The following is a 15,781-nucleotide window of genomic DNA, read 5'->3' as shown; positions in this document are numbered from 1 at the left end:
TCCCTGGGTTGTAACTTAGAACGATACCTTCGGCGCTACTTGAATCTGAGCGCTGTCTTCAAACTCTAACAGGGAAGCATCCTGATCATGGCCGAACATGCCAGCCACGGCTACCGGTGGGAAGCTCTGGCGGTAAGTGTTGTAGTGCATCACCGCATCGTTAAATGACTGTCGCGCAAAGGCTACTTTGTTTTCCGTGCTGGTTAGCTCTTCAGACAACTGCTGCATATTTTGTGAGGCTTTTAAATCCGGGTAGGCTTCCATGACTACATTGAGCCGCCCCATCGCCTGAGTCAGCGCACCCTCTGCACCTCCCAGGTCTGCCATGGCCTTGGCACTACCCGGGTTTGCCGCGGCCGCTTTTAGCCCAGCAGAGGCTGTATTACGCGCCTCGATGACCGATTGCAGCGTTTCCCGCTCATGACTGAGATACCCTTTGGCAGTTTCGACTAAGTTAGGAATCAAGTCATGCCGACGCTTAAGCTGCACTTCAATCTGAGCAAAGGCGTTCTCAAAGCGATTTTTCAACGAAACAAGTCGGTTGTAGATACCGATGACGTAAAACGCGATAGCGGCGATGATCGCCAAGATAATAACGATAGTTAGCACCATGATTCTTCCTTTCAGTAGACATCAGTCAGTAAAAAATACTTTGCCATTGTGTCGATAATAAAAACCCTCGAGGGGATGGGTAAGATCAACCAATACTCTCTCGGTATCTGGAAAACGGGGCATACCTTCAGCCGTCTGCTAACACCGCTCGGTTGCGTCCTTCCAGCTTGGCACGGTAAAGCGCCTTATCGGCGCGGCTTATAACTTCGTCAATGCTTTCAACCTCACGGTAAAGCGCTACCCCCAGGCTCAGTGTAATCGCCAAGCTGCCGGCAGAGGTGGCAAACGCTGGCTCAGCCACTGATCGGCGTACCTTTTCTGCGACGGCCAGAGCGCTTTCCGGGGTGGCGTTAGGGATCAGCAGCAAAAATTCCTCACCGCCCCAGCGGGCTACTCGATCTCCACCGCGAAGGGAGGTGGTGAACCGGCTAGCAAGAATGGTGAGCACCTCGTCCCCCACCTCATGGCCATGCTGGTCATTAACAGCCTTAAAGCGATCCAGATCGGCCATCAACACAGCGAAACATTGCTCGTTGCGCTTAGCGTGGCTCCACTCTGCCTGCAATTGTGTTTGCATGGAGCGCCGGTTGGGCAAGCCGGTCAGCGCGTCGGTCAAAGCATTATACTCAAGCTGCTGGCTGGCCATAAAAGTGCGCTGGTGTTCCTGGTGCAACATCGTGGCAATGACTGCGCCTATGCCCATAGCAGCGGGAATGAAGATTAAATGAATGGGATTATCAGGTAACGTGCTGCCTGTATAAGCAAGTAAAGCGACTACTGCCAGAAATGGCAACCCGTAGATAATAGCCAGATCTCTAACACCGTAAACAGTCGCCGTAGCCACGGCAATGATGGCCAAGGTGAGGCCCTGAGTGATGTAGAGAAGATGCCCGCCCTGCTCCGTATAGTGCAATGCGAACATGGCAGCCACCATACCCACCAGAGAAAGATTAAGCGCCAGCAGCAGCGGATAGGCCCAATAGCCCTGGGTTTTATTGTGGTAGAGCACCAGAAAGATGATTGCCAGAATGGCGGTGGGCAACCGGAGCACAATATGTTTCCACACTGACTCCTCGTTTGAGTAACCGACTAGCGTAGCGTCGAAAATGGTGAAAACGGGCAACAACACCAGTACTACGCAGGACAACAAGTAGCCAAGTCGACGCGAAAGCGAATATTGATTAAGAAGAAAATTGACCCGCCATTCAGCAGGTATTGGTACGCGCTTTCTCATCATCACCTTTTCCGGTACTGGGTAGTTTTGCACCACCCACACCCTAGTGGAAACACTAGTGATATAAGAGTTTTTCTGGTGGGGCTAATGGGCAATTACATATTGTAACATATGAGTTGCAGTGCTCATAATGCCCTAGTTAAACCCCCAAACGGTGTTCTTAGCGGGAGTTGTCATGTCACCTCTCCATTGAAGCCATGATTCACATAACACCGAGCGAAATGTTAATGGTGCTTACCAAGTCTCCTCGGAGCCTGGTGGCCCCATACCGATCTGAATATCAGGCGCAATATCCACCACGCCTTGGATATGCTTCAGACGTTCCACCGTGACATCATCGGCCGCCCCGGTAATGCAACCGATCTCTTTTAGCACCTCCCGGATAATCAACCCCTCGGCACTTAGCCGTGTGGCGATGTCATTGATCGATTGATCGTCGGAAATTGTAATTATCCAGAGCGCTATTTTTGCCATCGATCATTCCTTATTAAGGTGCTTGTACTAAACCCGCGCCAACGCGGGGCTCAGGCGATGGCAGCCCTTTTACCGAAGCCACCAGTTGTTGCCACAGCTTCACTCCCCGCAGTGAGGCGTCGGACTCTGCCCAGAGGGCTGCGCAGCCTGCCACATGCGGCGCTGCCATGCTGGTGCCGCTAATCGTTTTATGGCGTGTGGGCCGAGGCCATGAAGAGAAGATATCGCGCCCCGGTGCGGCAATCTCAATCTTGCCATGATTTGAGAAACTGGAAGGCTTCAGGTTTGAATCGACAGACGCCACAGACATCACCGTGGGTGAATTGGCAGGCGCGCCAGTGCTTGCAGAAGAATTGCCTGCGGCGGCAATAATCAGGCATCCATTACGAAGTGCCGCAGCGCCAGCGTGGGTGTAGGCTGCTTGCACTGGGCTTTGGCTACCCAGCGACATCGAGATCACTTCACACCGATTGGCAATGGCCCAGTTCAAGCCTGCGAGCACACCTGCCCCGGTACTACTACCTGAGTTGGTCAGCACCTTGCCAACCAACACCTGAGCATCGAACGCGATACCGTAACGTGAAGTACTTTCGGAAGGCGCTTTTGGCCCACAAGCCGTACCTATGCAGTGCGTGCCATGCCCATTGAGATCCTGAACCGGTTCCCCAACGAAGGATCGGGTAACAAACTCCCTGCCAGCGTAATCCGGGTGGCCAAGATCCATACCGGTATCCAGCACGGCGACTTTAATGCCCGAACCACTCCAACGGCTTTGCGGGACATTGCATTGATTCAGCCCCCAAGTCACCTCAGGCGCGTCCGTCTCATGCGATTCTTTGCGCTCGTTACTATCAAGTTCAACGCCAAGATCGCGCGCGATAGTACTCGCTGCGCGCAAAAAGCCCCGCAGGTAGTCAGCATTTCTAGAATCAGAGCTTTTAAAATCAGAGCCTTTAAAATCAGAGCTTTCAGAAAACGCAAAATACTCTGGCTCAATAATTTCTATCGGACTATCCGCTGAAATTTTGTCAAAAACACTCATCCCGTGCTGCTCTAAGGCGTCACCGCCAACCAGCGCGACACCCAGCTCCGGGAACACCAACGCCTCTGCGTCCCCAGTGTCTTCCAGGCTGACGGCCTGATCGGTAAAGTCACGGGCATCGGCCACCCGAAAGTTCTGAGCCTTTAGCGCCTTGATGCCCTCCTCTACTCTTCCCTCACGATAACTGATAAGAAAGCGTCCCGTTTCAAGGCAGCTGCCGCCACGCTCCAGCGCTGCCAACAGGAGTTTTTCGGTGCTGCAGGAGACCGAGTTAAGTGAGCCGCTCGGGCCAGGCGGCGTGCTACCGCTGCCGGTACCTTTAGGTGTTTTAGCCATCGTAGATCCCTTTTCGTTTGGCTGGACAGAAATATTGAAATACTGCTGCTTTCAGCTTAACGCACCTAATGATCTTCGCCAGATTGATTAAAACCCAGGTTGACCAAGCTCTTCATCCCTAAGTGTGAGCACTTCAAAACCGCTGGATGTGACCGCAACTGTATGCTCCCACTGAGCTGACAATGTCTTGTCACTAGTCACTACCGTCCAGCCATCTCGCTTGGTTTTTATCTTGGCCCTACCCTGATTAATCATCGGCTCGATGGTAAACACCATCCCTTCTTTTAAAACCAAACCTCTGCCTTTCTTTCCATAATGCAGCACCTGGGGCTCTTCATGCATTTCCCGGCCAATTCCATGGCCGCAATACTCTCGCACAACAGAGTAGCCGTGATTTTCGGCATGTTGCTGGATGGCATACCCCACATCACCCAACGTGGCACCGGGCTTGACTGCGTGTATGCCTTGCCACATGGCTTCGTAGGTTTTATCCACCAGCCGCTTTGCGTAGGGTGTAACGTCGCCGATCAGGTACATCTTGCTGGAATCAGCAATAAAGCCGCCTTTTTCCAGGGTAATATCGACATTAACAATATCGCCTGATTTAAGCGTTTGCGTTTCAGATGGAATCCCGTGACACACCACGTGATTAACTGATGCATTTAACACGAACTGGTAATCGTACTGCCCCTGGCTAGCGGGACGGGCCTGCAAATCGTCCACGATGTATCTTTCGGCCCAATTATTAATGTCCATGGTGGATATACCGGGCACTATTTGCTTATCAAGATGGCTAAAAACCAATGCGAGTAGCCGCCCGGCTTCACGCATTACGCTCAGCTCCTCTTCGCTTTTCAGAGTTACCTCACCCACCGATCACCTTCCTTACATCTACATCAGCTTGCTTCATTTGCTCACGCATAATGTCAGAGAAAGTCATACTCGGATTAGCCTCAGCCAACATACCAACCTTCATCCAGTACTCTGCCTGGGCGTTGATTGAACGCACCATGACGGTACTCGCCCTACGAATATCTTCATGCAACTGGTCATTGATCTTAACGATACCCATCACATCACCCAATATATGAAACGAATATAAAATGCATACGAATCATATATCGCAAAGAATAAAGCGACAAGCTTACCTGCCAATGCGCAAGGAGCCCCACCGATACCTAGCGCTTGGCTAGCTAAAAAAGATACCGATCTGTGAAGAAATTAACGAGAGCGCGCATTTGGACGCACGACAAACCAACTGGCCAACACCAAGCTACCGAATAGCGTGTAAACCACCACAAACACCCACTCCGGCAAAGTGAAATAGAGCAGGCTATGCAGCCAGTGCTGAATGAATGAGCCGGAATAGGTAGCAGCGCCCGCCTCTGCTCTGAGCGCCATTTCCCAGACGGTTAACGGGCAAACTACCCCCAGCCAGACTTGAATCACCACATAGCCTATGGCGCACAGATGCACGATGCGAAACACCCGATTGCGCACCCACTGCCAGTTCAGGAAATAACCTGTGTACACTGCGAATAAGCCGAGCACCACAAAGGCCACGAATAGCACGTGGAGAATTAGTAGTGTGTCGGCGAGCAAAAGGAGCAGTGATGGGGGCATAGGGAACAGCTAACTGCTGTCAGAGCGTGCATCACGGCATACCACTACCTGGTTCCTTCCTCCGCGCTTGCCAACGTAAAGCATCTGATCCGCACGCGTGATAAGAGACTCAAGGCCGACATCATCAGCACTCGTTGCAGCCACACCGATGGTGATACTTGGATTCAGTTTGCTCATTTCTTCCATTGAAGACAGCTCGGCGACCTTCATTTTCAGGCGCTCCGCAATCATTTGTGCTTCGCTTGGGCTGGTGTTCGGCAACGCCACGACAAACTCTTCACCGCCAAAACGTCCTATCACATCCGATGGGCGCAGAGACTCTGCGCAAACCCCTGCGATCTTTGTTAGCACCCAATCCCCGTGGCTATGCCCCCAGGTATCATTAATGCTCTTGAAGTGATCCACATCGATCATAAACAGGCTAAACGGCACCTTTTCGTATTGGGAACGCTTTAATAGCCCCTTAGCCAGTTTCATAAAATGGCCACGATTATTGAGATTGGTCAGCGCATCCCGCTCAGCGGCTATCCGCAATTGCTCTTCCAGTGATTGTCGGTGAGCGATCTCATTATGCAACTGTCGGTTTTGATCACGCTCCTCATAAAGCATTGCATACTGCTTACGTTGCAGTCTTTCCAGGCGTAGCAAGGCAAAGAACCCCACCACATTGCTCATACCCAGCAAAACAGCGAGCAAAAGCATTCCTATCGGGGTCAGTCCCGCGAACAGCACCGCAGACACTAGAAAGCCAATATTTAAATAGAGGCTGGCAGCTGTCACCACGGTAAGTCGATTAGGGATCAGGAGATAGAACCCCATGGTGGCGACCGCCACGGCGGTAATTTGTGTGGATAAGCTTTCAGGCCGTAGAGGTACAATCAAAATAATGCCTGTGGCAAAGACCCATAGCGGCAAGGCGTGCAACCAGACACGGTAATCGTTTCCACTCCAACGCCGCACCACGAAGGCTATCAATAGACAAAGGCTCACCACCACTATTCGCATGGTAAGCAGCAGATAGAACGACCGGGTAAGCCCCAGCAGGTAGTAGTCCGAAATCACAAACATGCCAAAGACACATGCCGCAACGCTCACGGCAAGGCTGAACTCAAGCCTCACACTTTCCTGGATAGTCCGCCGATACATCAACTCACTGCTAGCGTCGCAAAATTGCCCTGTTAACCCATGCACCTGATACTTTTTTTCCCGTAATGGCACAGCACCGCACTCCCGACGTCACATAGCAATTTTTTAATTTTATCAACAACGCGCTACCACTCATCTCAACATTCCGCAGGCGTAACCGTGCGATAAGTGGTTGTGGCCTTTTCCAACCCTTGCTGTAATGCCCGGATGCGGGACTCATGAGCGGGATGAGTAGAAAGAAACTCCGGCGGCTGGTCGCCGCCAACAGCGGCCATGTTGCGCCACAGGGCCACACTTTGCTGCGGATCAAACCCGGCACGGGCCATAATCTCAAGGCCCATCAAATCAGCCTCCTCCTCATGGGTACGGCTGAAAGGAAGGCTTATACCCAACTGGGCGCCGATACCCAAGGCCTGCATTAACTGCTGGTTGCCAAATTCCTCTTCCCCTAATAACCCCACCACCAAGAACATGGCTTTAATGCCCAGCTGCTGGGTAAGCCGCTCATTGCCATGATCCGCCAGCACATGGCCCACCTCGTGCCCAATCACCGCCGCTAGCTGGGCGGGAGTTTCAGCCACCCGCAGCAGGCCGCTATGCACCCCTATACGTCCACCGGGCAGAGCAAACGCATTGGGGGAAGCATCCTCAAAAACCACCACTTCCCAGCGTTCGGGGAAAGCGAGCCCTGGGTAGCTTGCCTCAGCGCCAGCCACCACTTTTTCGGTCACGCACTGCACCAATTGATTAGCCTGCGTATCGCGATTGAGCGGCTGGCTATTGCGTAGCTGATTAAAGGCGTCTCCCCCCATCTCAGCCATTAACGAGTTTGGCACTAACGCCAGCTGGGAGCGCCCGGTGGGCGTTTCCCCGCAGCCAGCCAGAGAGGCCAGCAGCCCCAAGAGGAAAAGAGGTAACAGAAATCGCCGATGCATCGGATAGTATCGCCTGGATTAAGAAACGTGCAGTAGAGTGTAAGGCGCTTCGCAGGCGTGGCGCTCGTCGCGCTCACCAACGCTAGCGCCGATCGTTATCGTAGGCTGCAAACAGGCGATCATAATCCAGCTCGGCACAAGCTCTAGCAAGCCCTAAGGCGTTTGCGCTTCGTCGCGCATCACTCTGAGTGAGTTGATTTCAATGGTGAGCGCATCACGCGTTGCCTCTAAATCACTTAGCTGCTCACCCACTGCGCCAAGTTGTGTATTCGCCTCTTCAACCTCGGCGTTTAGCGCTTCAAGGTCTTCTTCAGCTTGCCTGCGGGCCTCTACTGCGTCTTGACGCGACTGTTGAGCGGCATTGCGGGCGGCTTCGGCTTCTTCTTTCTCTTTTTCTACCTCGGCGTATGTCTCATTCAACTCGTCAAGGCGGCTCTGCCGTTCGTCTACCTGCTCGTTGAGGGTGGCCACTTCTTCTTTGCGGGTTTCACGATCACCCCGTAAAGCATTCAAATCTTCTTCAGCATGGGCAATGTCGGCTCGCGTCGAAGCTAGCTCGGCTTCAGCATCAGCTTGCTCAACCTCAAGAGCGTTCATTCTCTGCTGCAGTGTTGCTAAATCAAGCTCCGCAGCTTCAACCTCAGACATCTCCGCCTGAATCTGTTGATGCTCTCGCTCAGTTTCGGCCAGCCGCGCTTCGAGCGCTTCCAAATTGTCTTGTCGCGATCCTGCAATGGTGTGCGCCACAAAGGCCCAGACCACCGCAATAATCGCGATGACCAAGATCACCTTTACGCGATTATCGCGCAACAATCCCGTCGTTGATGGTTTATTAGCCCCTGTCATTGGTGCAATCCTCTCGCTTAAGCGTTATCGCTAATATAGTAGCGAACGTATATACGTCAACGGGTCATCATCTGACCCGTTGTTAATATGGAGGAAAGTTCCTGATTCGGCTAGAGGCGGACTATGCTTTACTCTTCTCGGAAGGCCCTGCTGAACTGGTCAGTGATAGGCTTAATAAAATACGTCAGTGCGGTGCGTTCTTCGGTAGTGATAAAGACTTCGACTGGCATACCAGGCAGCAGCGTGGTAACACCAAGCTTCTCAAGCTCTTCTGCAGAAACGTCGACATCGCCCAGGTAGTAGACCTCGCCAGTCGTGTCGTCGCGTGTCGTCGCTGCGGAGACATAGACGACCTCGCCTTTGAGCTCCGGTGTCGTTCTTTGGTTGAAGGCAGTGAAACGGAGCCTGACCGGCTGGCCGACCCAGACTTGATCGATGGTTATCGGAGCAAGTTTCACCTCGACCTTTAATTTGGCGTCTTCCGGAACAATGGTGACAAGCTCTTCAGCCGGCGTGATCACGCCTCCTACCGTATGGATGTTCAGCTCATTAACGGTTCCAGAAATAGGAGCGCGAATATCCGTTCGTTCCAACCGATCCTCGATGGCGATGCGCCGGTCGCGCAACTCCGAAAATTCCGCATCCACGGCGCTTAATTCCCGCTGCGCCTCAGTACGGGCCTCCTCGTCGATCGCAATAATCTGGAGTCGAATTTCACTTATGCGAGTTCTCGCTCTGGCGATGGATGCGTGGATCTCACCGCGTTCACCCGAAATTCGTGCTCTATAACGCGCCATCGGAACGAGAAGTGTTCGTGCGATCAGCCCTCTGTCAGCGAGGCCTTTATTCCCTTCGTATTCGGTCTGAACTAGACGGAATTCCTCGTCTTTCGATTGCCGCTGCGATTCCAGCCCCTTAATTTCCTCTTCGATTTGCTCGACGCTGAGCTCGAGCTGCTGCTGCTTACTTTGACGATTTGTACGATTGCCATCGAAGAGTCGTGTCTCGCCGAGGAAGACATCTGGAGAGTCATCTGCGTTCAAATCGGACGGGAACTCGATTGCCGCAAGCCCGTCCCGCTCTGCCAGAAGGCGCGCTCTCCTGATGGCCAATTCCACGAGTTTAGAACGCACGATCGAAAGCTCAGCTTTCGTCTGTGTGTCTTCGAGCCGCAGCAGCACGTCTCCAGCTCGAACGAAGTCCCCTTCCCTTATGGCAATCTCGCCGACAATGCCGCCGTCACGATGTTGTATCAACTTAAGGTTCTGGTCCACCGTCACGGATCCTTGCGCGATGACGGCCCCACTGAGTTGAGCGCTGCGTCGGGCTGCACCATGAAGATGTCGATATCCGGCTGGATCTTGCGTGCGAACTCCTCGAAGACGAGGTGCTGGTACTCCATCTCGGTGGTGAAGCGAGCTGCCTGGAATATTCGCTCGCCGTCCCAGGATAGCGCCTCGATCTCGGACGAGCTGGGCCACGAGGTGAGTTCCGGGCCGCTCAACCATTGGTTCAGGAAATCAAGGTCGCCGCTCTCCAGCGCCACCTCCTTCACTTGCTTGACGAGTCGGTTGTGCTCGGAGTGGAAGATGTGATGGATCGAGGTCAGGCCGATGTTTTCGTTCCCGCGGCCGTCACCGGTGATGTAGTGTGCGTCCAGCAGCTCGTTATCATAAGAGGTCTGCTCACCACGGGCGCCGAACTCGCCGCTGTAGCCGGGCTCTGAATCGTCGTCGGGCTGCAACTCGCCATCCACCGAGAGCACGGGCACCGCCTCACGGTTGATGTCGTCAAGGAAAGCTACGCCGGCGCGTCCTGCTCCGACCTCCGACGGGTCGACTGGGTTGGCCAGATCGCCCTCGGTTAAAATGGGGTTGCCCGCGCCGTCAAAGCCGGTGATCAGTTGGGGGAGCTCGTTCTCGCCACGCAGAAACTCGCCGTAGGGATCCACAGCCACCAGCGGTACGGCACCCACATCCTTATCCGTCAGCTCGATGCCGAGCAGCGTGCGCGCCTGAGCCTTGATGTCAGCCCAGGTGGGCAGGCCGCGCTCGCCGTCGAGCAAATTACCGGTCGCCACGGGCCGACCATCGACCATCGCGTATTCACGCAGAAAGACCTGGTGCGACGGATGCGATGTGTAGGTCTGGTTCTGATCCACCCACGGCGTGGTGACATTGCCCGCCGCATCATCAGTGGTAGCGCGCGTCAACACCATAAAGTTGGTATTGGGGCTATCAGGGTTGTACAGCGGGTCGTCCGGCGACAGCGGCATGTAGATCGTGCCGTTGCCCCCTTTCGCGACCAGATCGAGCCCGTGGTCGAAGAACTGGCCGAACAGCGTGAAAACGGAATTGTAGGACGCCGAGAGTCCCTCGTCCGGAGACACGTTCGGTAGCATGACGCTGACGCCATCCATCTCGACACCGTACGAGGCGAGCAGCGTGTCGAGCTCCTCCTTCACAGGGCTCTGCTACTTATTCTTGTTAAACGATACGTTATTTGGCGGCCCCATAAACTTCACCAGCGGGCTGCTGTTTTCTGTCTTTCAAAGCCGACATCCATGTTGCCGCAATTCGACGATCACCCCGTCTCCGGAACCTTCTAACAACCTTTACTTACAAAAGATTACATTAAGAAAAATTTATTGCCTCCTCAAAATAACCATTATTTATCTTCGGGAAATCTAGTCCATAAGGACCGAACCACTCATTCAAAGGGATGGGGTTTTTATAATGAAACGAAGTATTATTGTCTGAAAGTAGGCCACTTTCTGGTGACGGTGGGGGGGGGTCTGTCTTCCATATCTTGGAACGCACCATTACGCTTACCGTTACGCTGAAGCCACCGATGGCAGATACACTGTCCCAGCCAAATTTAGTCACCGAGTTTACCGATGCCCGTCGTTGACGATGATGCCTTAAGCCCACCCGTATTGCTGTTCGACGTAATCAAGGCGCTGGGCGGCGACGCTCCAAACAACCGCTGACATCACGTTGTTAGGGCTGTTGGGTTTCTGCCTGGGGAACCGTTTGCGCAACGCGTGACGTAACCACTACTAGACTTGCGAGTGGAATAGCGAGCTGCGCAATGTAGCGACAAAGTTCAGTATCGAGACTACCCTCCTAGGAACGCCTGACCCTGCCAGACCACCCTAAGCTGAATAAAGGTGCGACGCATGACCCAAATAACGCTTAACGCCGACGATAGCCAGTTGTTTATACAGGCGGTCGACACGGCCATTGCCGTATATCGTGAAGCGGCAACCCGGATGAATGGAGGGCTGTCCCCGTTAGGGATGGATGATCATCCGCCTATTGACGTTGACTTTACGCCGGACCCCATTGTGGTCACTGGGTTGTTGACCACGCTGCGAAGCCTAAAGGATTTGCGCGACGCTATTCGTCAGCCCATCAGCCAACAATCGGCCATCACGTTGGAGGTTGATGTGGATGAGCTTGGACGCGACCTCATCACGATACTGGTGCCAAGCCCTATCGCCACCAACGAGGCCGATAACTTACTCATGCAAGCGATCTACTATGCCAACGCCAAAACCCAGAACCATGAGGTTTTGCGCCTTATAGAACGAATGGAATAGCCACCCTGCTCATCAATTAACATCAGAGTAGCCCGCATGGGCACCCTATTAGATGGGTACATCTTGATATGACGACAAAGCCGTCGCGAAAGCCTGGTCGCAATTGAGCGTTAAGCACTCTCATTATCGGCAATTGCTTTAATAGAATTACGCGAAATGGAGTAGCTAAACCATGTACGCCAGCGCGACGGCAACCCGCTCACTTCAAGCTGACCAAGGCAAGGCGTTATCTGCTCAAGCGGTTCATGAGGGAGCGTTAGCCTCAACGAGAGACCTTTATGCCGCAGTGGTAGATACCGTGGACGACCTCCCCGTTTAATTAGCGGAGAGAAACGTATAGATCGAATCGATCATCGCAGCCGGTAACCCACCCCTATCAACGTCTCGATCCGCGCAGACTGGTGGCCAAGTTTGCGGCGCAAGGTGCGCACAATGGCATCAACCACATTGCTGCCTCCCTGATAATGTGTTCCCCAGACATGTTGCAAAAGCTCACTGCGAGACACTGCTTTGCCTTGGTGTTCAGTTAGGTACCGCATGACGCCAAACTCCAGCGGAGTAAGAGCAACGGGGCCTGCCGCCAAGATCAGCTGCCGGGCTTCTACATCCAACAAAGCAGGGGCACGCTTTATTCCTAGTTCTGCGGCGGCGAGCCCTGTCAGCCAACCATCCACAGACGTTGGACCGAAGTCGAGCACCGCACTCGGATAACTGACACCATCCAGCTCAACTTCCCGCCCGGCAAGCACTTCAAATCCCAGTCGCTGTGCCACTTGGCTGTAGGCGCCAAGGTCGGTAGCCGTAAGATAGACCCGGCGAAGATCAGGGCGCAGTTCCATATAGCTACGCTTAAGATCCAGCCAGACTGCCGCCTGTATTTCACTGGGTGAATCGCCCTCATTGAGGCTAAGCCAACGGCGACAAAATAGCGCCACCTCCCCCGACTGCATAGGGTTCTGTTCTATATGGGAACACCACTGGGCTGTCACCGGGTCATTGAACAACCACGAGGGTTCAATCTGGTCGGAACGCAGCTTGCAGTACAGACCTTCAACCTGCCCCGTTTGCCCTCGCACAATGGAAAAGGTCTGCGGCAAGCGCCGCCACCATTGTAGAAGCAGCTCACTGGCCTGACGTCCATCATGAGTTCGGACAATGCTGGTAAGTAATTCAGTGTCTTGAGGGTGTGCCACTTCTACCGTGTAAAGCGCTGTACCGGTAGGAAAAAAGGCCTCACGCACCACTGGGTTTTCAATTAAATAGAGCATGTCCGCAGTGTAGCGCCAGAGATCGTCACTGGCGGCGGATTGCGCCTCGGAAACCAGTTGTCGCCAAGCTGACCGCCGGTAGTCTAGATATCGGCTAGGGTCGCTTGCATGTAAGGTGCGAGCAAGCGAGTCACGAACAGCCTCATGGATAATCAATCCATCATGCACACCCTCCACAAATGGCAACCTGCGCAACCGCTCGTAGGCATCTTGAGGGGCAAATTCGGGAAACAGTGCCTGTAACAGTGTAACGGTGGCCCGGCGCAATACCACAGCACCCTGCAGCACATGCCGACTCACCGGATCTTCCACATCAGCAAGAAACATACGGCTTAGCTCATCAACCGCATGCTGTAGCACCGTCTCTTGCGGCCATGACCGGGCATGATTTTCCCGGCTGGCAGTAGCCGCCAGTGTCAGCGCCAGCGGATGGCCATGGGTGGCCCGAGCAAGGGAAACAGCATCCTCTTCTTTTATGCCATGCATGCTCAGGAGCGCTTTTGCTTCCGTCTGGCTCAAAGGCAGTACGGGCACGCACTGAACTAATCGCCCCCAGCCCGGCGCCGAAAACCAGTTATCCAAAGGGCGTTGGCGACTAAAAAAGAGAATCCGTACATTGTCCGGTAACAACGGAACAAATATCTGCCGCAGCCAGGTATCGAGTAGTCTGAATACTTCATAGGTGTCCAGGGCGATGAGTACCTTAGGCCCAAGCCAGCCCAACCTTTCCACGAGCGCATCCATCCCCGGATCACCACCACCAATGGTGCCTTCCAGCGCGTGAAGAAACCCCTGTTCTGTGGGCTCTATATGGCGACAATCTAGCCGGATTACGCTTGCGCCTAAGTCTCTCGCCTCGGTCGCCAACCTGGCCAGTAGTGCCGTCTTGCCGATGCCAGCAATACCATAGACATGCACCACCTGAGGCCCGGTTATCGCAAGCACGCCGCGCAGGGCAACAAGCTCACTGTTGCGACCAACGAATACCTTATCTACCCGGCTGGTCGTCACATCCGACATCCATTGCCACATGGCTGGTTACTCTTTGTGTTCAGGCCTGGCTGATACCTAAGTTCAGCATAGTCTCAAACACCCGCCGAGGCAGTAACTGTCCTCTCAGCTAGAACTTTAGAAATAATTCTCACGTAATTCTCATCAGCTCCTCACACCTGGCAGGCCATTTAGCGCTATACCGAATCTAACAGAAGACGAATACCGCAAAATTCTCCCAACGACGCAAGGAGGAGTTCGACATGAGTCATCAATGGAGCATACGAGGCGAATACCTCGAAAGCTGTAATTGCAAAGGCGCCTGCCCCTGCATTTACCTCGGCAATCCTACCGAGGGCGAATGTACCGCGCTGGTGGGCTGGCATATCACCCAGGGCCTGTTCGAAGAGGTGGATCTCAGCGATAGGAATGTCGCCATAGCCCTGCATTCCCCCGGCCACATGGCTGAAGGTAACTGGAAAGTGGTGCTTTATATCGACCAACGAGTAGACGCTCGTCAACAGGAAGCACTCAGCAGCATATTCGGCGGCCAGGTCGGGGGGCACCCGGCGCTGCTGGCATCGTTCATCAGCGAGGTTGTCGCGGTAGAGTCCCTTCCCATCCATTTTGAAGTGGAAAAGGGGCGCCGACAGCTGAAAATCGGCGAATCCGCCGAAACGGAAATCACCGCTTTGGAGGGCCAGAACGGGGCCGAGGTTACCATCCACAATCATCCGCTGGCGGTGGCTCCAGGCGAGACGCTTGTAGTCGCAAGATCGCAGTCGTTGTTGCATCGTTCTCACGGCATCGACATTGATCTCAGTGAACGCAGCGCTTTTTATTCACCCTTCGCTTACAGCGGACCCTGAGGGGGAGTAACGGCGATGGAACTTACGATGAGCACCCTTCATGCCCGAGAGCGCTTATTGACCTGGTTGGCGCTGATGACGCTGGCAATATTGGCGTGGGGTTACCTGATTATGCACGGCCTGCACATGCCAATGCCGATGAACGAGAGCATGGGCAGAGCAAGCAATCTCGACCTGAGCTTACTCGGCATGGCCACCCTAATGTGGAGCGTGATGATGGTGGCCATGATGCTGCCCAGCGCGGGCCCGATGATTCTCACCTACCTCCGGATTAACCAGCAGCACGAGCGCGTAGGTGGGGCAATTCCTGCTACCTGGATATTTGTGTCTGGTTACCTTGCGGTGTGGCTCGCGTTTGCGATTGCTGCCGCCGTCATGCAGTGGGCTTTGCATGAAAGTGCTCTGCTGAGTTCATCCATGGGGCACGTCAGCTCACTACTGGGGGGCACCTTACTGATGACTGCAGGCGTTTTCCAATTCAGCAACCTTAAACAGGCCTGCCTGAGCAAGTGCCGCTCGCCGCTGAGTTTTCTGATGACCGAATGGCGTGAAGGAAAAACGGGAGCATTGACCATGGGGATCAAACATGGCGCTTACTGTACCGGCTGCTGCTGGGCTTTGATGCTGCTGATGTTCGTAGGCGGCGTCATGAGCCTGGTTTGGATGGCTGGGCTAGCCCTTTATTTGCTGGCAGAGAAGCTACTCCCCCAAGCAGAACGGATTAGCCAGATCAGCGGGGGCCTGCTTGCCGGTGCAGGCGTCATCGTGCTGCTGTCTGCTGCCTATTAAATAATGCTTTGCGAGG

At 54.0% G+C, this 15,781-nt stretch carries 17 protein-coding genes; 4 read left to right on the top strand and 13 right to left on the bottom strand.

The features are described from left to right. Window positions 1-15 precede the first annotated feature (15 nt). The 12 genes from KUC_RS14635 to KUC_RS14580 form a co-directional block, all read right to left on the bottom strand. Window positions 16-612, bottom strand: a complete 597-nt coding sequence (locus KUC_RS14635; RefSeq protein ID WP_007113997.1) for a LemA family protein — start codon at window positions 610-612, stop codon at window positions 16-18. Between the two features lie 127 nt (window positions 613-739). Further along, complete coding sequence (locus tag KUC_RS14630; protein WP_141243431.1) at window positions 740-1,879, bottom strand: GGDEF domain-containing protein; 1,140 nt, start codon at window positions 1,877-1,879, stop codon at window positions 740-742. Window positions 1,880-2,080: 201 nt separating this feature from the next. After that, window positions 2,081-2,320, bottom strand: a complete 240-nt coding sequence (locus KUC_RS14625; protein ID WP_007113995.1) for a hypothetical protein — start codon at window positions 2,318-2,320, stop codon at window positions 2,081-2,083. Window positions 2,321-2,333: 13 nt separating this feature from the next. After that, window positions 2,334-3,698: a S8 family serine peptidase gene (locus tag KUC_RS14620; protein ID WP_040481170.1), complete on the bottom strand. Its 1,365-nt coding sequence runs from the start codon at window positions 3,696-3,698 to the stop codon at window positions 2,334-2,336. An 87-nt stretch (window positions 3,699-3,785) separates the two neighbouring features. Beyond that, the gene (gene map / locus KUC_RS14615; protein ID WP_007113992.1) at window positions 3,786-4,571 is read right to left on the bottom strand and encodes a type I methionyl aminopeptidase; all 786 of its coding nucleotides are present in this window, start codon (window positions 4,569-4,571) and stop codon (window positions 3,786-3,788) included. Further along, a complete protein-coding gene (locus KUC_RS14610; RefSeq protein ID WP_040481168.1) occupies window positions 4,564-4,770 on the bottom strand; it encodes a ParD-like family protein in 207 nt (68 codons plus the stop codon). Before KUC_RS14610 ends, map begins: the two co-directional genes overlap by 8 nt. Window positions 4,771-4,919: 149 nt before the next feature. Then, window positions 4,920-5,321 carry a DUF2784 domain-containing protein gene (locus KUC_RS14605; RefSeq protein ID WP_040481166.1) on the bottom strand — a complete coding sequence of 134 codons (402 nt, stop codon included), beginning with the start codon at window positions 5,319-5,321 and terminating at the stop codon, window positions 4,920-4,922. 9 nt (window positions 5,322-5,330) lie between these two features. Continuing rightward, on the bottom strand, window positions 5,331-6,389 hold the full coding sequence (locus KUC_RS14600; protein ID WP_244264815.1) for a GGDEF domain-containing protein: 1,059 nt from the start codon (window positions 6,387-6,389) through the stop codon (window positions 5,331-5,333). 215 nt (window positions 6,390-6,604) lie between these two features. Beyond that, entirely contained in the window at window positions 6,605-7,402 is a 798-nt protein-coding gene (locus KUC_RS14595; RefSeq protein ID WP_040481163.1) for a M48 family metallopeptidase, read from the bottom strand. 153 nt (window positions 7,403-7,555) lie between these two features. Next, entirely contained in the window at window positions 7,556-8,248 is a 693-nt protein-coding gene (locus KUC_RS14590) for a hypothetical protein (RefSeq protein WP_040481162.1), read from the bottom strand. 128 nt (window positions 8,249-8,376) lie between these two features. Beyond that, complete coding sequence (locus KUC_RS14585; protein WP_007113985.1) at window positions 8,377-9,522, bottom strand: HlyD family type I secretion periplasmic adaptor subunit; 1,146 nt, start codon at window positions 9,520-9,522, stop codon at window positions 8,377-8,379. Window positions 9,523-9,524: 2 nt separating this feature from the next. Continuing rightward, window positions 9,525-10,712, bottom strand: coding sequence for a peroxidase family protein (locus KUC_RS14580; protein WP_208854498.1), 1,188 nt, complete (start codon window positions 10,710-10,712; stop codon window positions 9,525-9,527). Window positions 10,713-11,426: 714 nt separating this feature from the next. Here KUC_RS14580 and KUC_RS14575 point away from each other — a divergent pair. Further along, window positions 11,427-11,849: a hypothetical protein gene (locus KUC_RS14575; RefSeq protein ID WP_007113983.1), complete on the top strand. Its 423-nt coding sequence runs from the start codon at window positions 11,427-11,429 to the stop codon at window positions 11,847-11,849. 172 nt (window positions 11,850-12,021) lie between these two features. Next, window positions 12,022-12,168 (top strand): hypothetical protein, encoded by a 147-nt coding sequence (locus KUC_RS19445; RefSeq protein ID WP_007113982.1) that lies wholly within the window; start codon window positions 12,022-12,024, stop codon window positions 12,166-12,168. Between the two features lie 31 nt (window positions 12,169-12,199). Here KUC_RS19445 and KUC_RS14570 read toward each other — a convergent pair whose 3' ends face one another. Next, window positions 12,200-14,149, bottom strand: a complete 1,950-nt coding sequence (locus tag KUC_RS14570; RefSeq protein ID WP_007113981.1) for a winged helix-turn-helix domain-containing protein — start codon at window positions 14,147-14,149, stop codon at window positions 12,200-12,202. Between the two features lie 221 nt (window positions 14,150-14,370). Here KUC_RS14570 and KUC_RS19440 point away from each other — a divergent pair, with 221 nt between their 5' ends. After that, on the top strand, window positions 14,371-14,976 hold the full coding sequence (locus KUC_RS19440; protein WP_007113980.1) for a DUF1326 domain-containing protein: 606 nt from the start codon (window positions 14,371-14,373) through the stop codon (window positions 14,974-14,976). A gap of 27 nt (window positions 14,977-15,003) precedes the next feature. Next, window positions 15,004-15,765 (top strand): DUF2182 domain-containing protein, encoded by a 762-nt coding sequence (locus KUC_RS14560; protein ID WP_007113979.1) that lies wholly within the window; start codon window positions 15,004-15,006, stop codon window positions 15,763-15,765. Window positions 15,766-15,781 lie beyond the last annotated feature (16 nt).

Origin of the sequence: Vreelandella boliviensis LC1 (assembly GCF_000236035.1) — a bacterium.
Taxonomy (GTDB): domain Bacteria; phylum Pseudomonadota; class Gammaproteobacteria; order Pseudomonadales; family Halomonadaceae; genus Vreelandella; species Vreelandella boliviensis.
This window is presented reverse-complemented; position numbering and strand designations above follow the sequence as displayed.

Bases quoted from the DNA above. Each gene is read 5' to 3' on its own strand.
- KUC_RS14635 (WP_007113997.1), bottom strand. From the start codon at position 612: ATGGTGCTAACTATCGTTATTATCTTGGCGATCATCGCCGCTATCGCG.
- KUC_RS14625 (WP_007113995.1), bottom strand. From the start codon at position 2,320: ATGGCAAAAATAGCGCTCTGGATAATTACAATTTCCGACGATCAATCG.
- KUC_RS14620 (WP_040481170.1), bottom strand. From the start codon at position 3,698: ATGGCTAAAACACCTAAAGGTACCGGCAGCGGTAGCACGCCGCCTGGC.
- KUC_RS14610 (WP_040481168.1), bottom strand. From the start codon at position 4,770: ATGGGTATCGTTAAGATCAATGACCAGTTGCATGAAGATATTCGTAGG.
- KUC_RS14605 (WP_040481166.1), bottom strand. From the start codon at position 5,321: ATGCCCCCATCACTGCTCCTTTTGCTCGCCGACACACTACTAATTCTC.
- KUC_RS14600 (WP_244264815.1), bottom strand. From the start codon at position 6,389: ATGTTTGTGATTTCGGACTACTACCTGCTGGGGCTTACCCGGTCGTTC.
- KUC_RS14595 (WP_040481163.1), bottom strand. From the start codon at position 7,402: ATGCATCGGCGATTTCTGTTACCTCTTTTCCTCTTGGGGCTGCTGGCC.
- KUC_RS14590 (WP_040481162.1), bottom strand. From the start codon at position 8,248: ATGACAGGGGCTAATAAACCATCAACGACGGGATTGTTGCGCGATAAT.
- KUC_RS14575 (WP_007113983.1), top strand. From the start codon at position 11,427: ATGACCCAAATAACGCTTAACGCCGACGATAGCCAGTTGTTTATACAG.
- KUC_RS19445 (WP_007113982.1), top strand. From the start codon at position 12,022: ATGTACGCCAGCGCGACGGCAACCCGCTCACTTCAAGCTGACCAAGGC.
- KUC_RS14570 (WP_007113981.1), bottom strand. From the start codon at position 14,149: ATGTGGCAATGGATGTCGGATGTGACGACCAGCCGGGTAGATAAGGTA.
- KUC_RS19440 (WP_007113980.1), top strand. From the start codon at position 14,371: ATGAGTCATCAATGGAGCATACGAGGCGAATACCTCGAAAGCTGTAAT.
- KUC_RS14560 (WP_007113979.1), top strand. From the start codon at position 15,004: ATGAGCACCCTTCATGCCCGAGAGCGCTTATTGACCTGGTTGGCGCTG.